At 50.1% G+C, this 2,650-nt stretch carries 2 protein-coding genes; both read right to left on the bottom strand.

The genetic code is table 11. The features are described from left to right. Positions 1-588 precede the first annotated feature (588 nt). The gene (locus tag OES20_19155) at positions 589-732 is read right to left on the bottom strand and encodes a hypothetical protein (protein MDH3636811.1); all 144 of its coding nucleotides are present in this window, start codon (positions 730-732) and stop codon (positions 589-591) included. Positions 733-1,454: 722 nt separating this feature from the next. Continuing rightward, complete coding sequence (locus OES20_19150; protein MDH3636810.1) at positions 1,455-2,639, bottom strand: PQQ-dependent sugar dehydrogenase; 1,185 nt, start codon at positions 2,637-2,639, stop codon at positions 1,455-1,457. Positions 2,640-2,650: the final 11 nt, after the last annotated feature.

The following is a 2,650-nucleotide window of genomic DNA, read 5'->3' as shown; positions in this document are numbered from 1 at the left end:
CATGGACGCGGCTACGGAGACCGCCCGCAAATCCTTTGCTGACATGGTTGAAGCCGGCCTGATCGATGGTGACTCGATACACCCCCACATGGGTGAGGTATTTGCGACTTTCTAACCTGGCCTGGCGATTGGAGTGACCGCAATTCCGGGGACAGTATACCGTTTTCATCGTACCCGATTTGTAAACAGCATATTCTTAATAAAGTAAACTGTCCCCCGAATCGGCCCAAATCGGTGAGCTCCAGATATTCACCACTGTGCAGTGTCGCCAGGTCTTCGGAACCTTTGGCGATTTCAACCTGGTGTAGATTGACACCCAGCGTCGACCTGGGCCCGCGGCTCGCGTGTCCGGTGGTTTCGGTATCAAAATAAGAAGCGGTGGCACTATTGTGTATCAGTGTTTGCAGGCAACCATCGACTACCAGTTCTTTTTTTCCGTGGCGGTTCCTTCCGCATCAAATAAATGATAGCCGAATCCATCTGCATTGAGTGGATGGTCGTAAATCGTCAGTCGTGAATCGGCTATGACTGACCCTGTTTAATCTCGCATTGGGTTGATGCCGTTTTTCGCTGCTTTTCCGGAAAACATCATCGCAAATACAGCATCTGCCGTTGCTGCCCGGCCGCGTTCTCGTGGTCGGCGGACTCGGCCGCGAGCCGACGGATAATCGATTTTTCGGTGCTCTGGCTGAAGGCGGCGATGGAGCCTTCGGCAGTGATATCCTCGGCCATTCGCTTCGCTCATGGGCTGGACCCCGCTCAGGGGTAAGGCCCTGGCCAGTATTGGGGGTCAGTCCGTCATCGACCAGATCCAGCACCACTTCCAGCACCCGCTTGCAAGCCCCGTCGGCAATGGCCTACTATTGTGTGCAGATGTTAGGCATGATCTTGAAAAAACTACTACCCATACTCCTGCTAACCTTTTCGTGCAATACGATGGCGGAGTGGGTTGAGTATTCGACCCGGGCGAATGGCGATGTCTTTTTCTTCGACGACGCGCGAGTGCAAAACAACGGTAATCTCGTTAACGTTTGGAATAGAATTCGATATAAGTCCTCTGTTATGGGAGCCTCGAGCTATCAGAGCTTGATGAAAATAGATTGCGCCGAGTACTCCGAAACAACACTGCAACGTACGTTTTACTCCGATAAAAACTGGACCACTCCGGCAATGGCAACTGACACCAAGCAGAAACCAAAGGTGTCTATAAATGCGAATTCAGCTACGCAACGTCTGGCTGACATCCTGTGTAAGCAGTAGCTCGATAAATTTGTCGGGTAGTGTGGCAAAGGCAGAATTAGACCTGATACTGAAGTGGCTCAACAGGATTCGAGAACGCTTCAAGGCAATCAACAGACCGTCGGCGCCCCAATGAAAGGAGCATGCGGACATGTGGGCAAAAAAAAGCTCGCGTTACTTTCATAACGCGAGCATATATTTCAGTTAACTACTTCTTATTCAGCTGTAATTCTATAGATTTCACCTTCATCGGTAGAAGCATACAGCGCATTATCCGGCCCCATTACCAGACCGCGAAATCTCTTTGAGAATCCAAGCGGCATACGCACGATACCCCGTATTCCTAATCCGTCAGGAGCGATATCGATTATGTCTATACGGGATCCAGGCGGCGTATCACCGAAAGCAATGCCCATGATGCCAACGGTTAAACGACCTTCATAGATACCCCAGTTGCTGCCTTTGAGGAATGCGGCAGATCCGGTACCTTGAGAAAAACCATTGTTATTCCAGGCAGACGGCATCAGATCTTTAAACCGAGTATCACTCATCGGGGTATAGGCAGCACGTACCGCAGGATCCACGGCGTCCATTTGCTTTGGTTCATAACCGCAGTACTTGTCCGGGCATGCGCCTCTGCCGCCTCTTTTCTCTGCAGGATCCCAACCGGCATTACCACCATTTACCAATGCGGTAATCTCGTCGTTATGCCATGGGCCATGCTCTGCAGTAAACGCTCTACCATCGCTTGGACGAAAATCTATACCCTGTACATTTCTATGCCCATAAGTGTAGATACGCTTGTCAAAGCCCTCAGGCGGGTTGTTTCCGGGGTGTGCGTTACCGTCTCCATCGATCCTCAGTACTTTACCGCAGAGTAACTGACCGTCTTGAGGACAAATTCCTCTGTGACGATCACCGCCAGCTACCCAGAGGAATCCTCCCGGTCCAATACGTATCCTGCCGCCATTGTGAGCGCCGGGCCCGCCGAATGGCTGGTTCGACTCGAATGGCTTGTATTGAATATCCGTAACGATATCGCTGCGGTTAGAAACGCTCTTCAGGTCGTCACTGACGTTAAACCTCATAACAATGTTTCCGTTACACTTTTCAAAATTGGTTTTGCAACCGGAACCATGATATTTGGAAGAAGTGGAATAAACGTAAAGCGTACGATTCTTTGCAAAGTTGATATCCGCAACTACGCCCAACATGCCGGCCTGACCTTCGCAGAAAAGATCGCTACCAGAATCGCGGTAGCCACTAGAGCCCTTCATTCCGTATAGTGCATTCACACTTCCATTTTTTGTTCTGACTGAAAGACCTTTACATTTTTCAGTAAAAAACATTGTGCCGTCAGGTAAAAAAGCCATATCCCATGGATTTTCAAGTCCGGTCATAAGTGCCGATG

It is taken from the genome of Gammaproteobacteria bacterium, assembly GCA_029862005.1.
Classification (GTDB): domain Bacteria; phylum Pseudomonadota; class Gammaproteobacteria.
This window is presented reverse-complemented; position numbering and strand designations above follow the sequence as displayed.

Coding starts and splice junctions, on each gene's coding strand:
- OES20_19155 (MDH3636811.1), bottom strand. CDS start 732: ATGGCCGAGGATATCACTGCCGAAGGCTCCATCGCCGCCTTCAGCCAG.
- OES20_19150 (MDH3636810.1), bottom strand. CDS start 2,639: ATGACCGGACTTGAAAATCCATGGGATATGGCTTTTTTACCTGACGGC.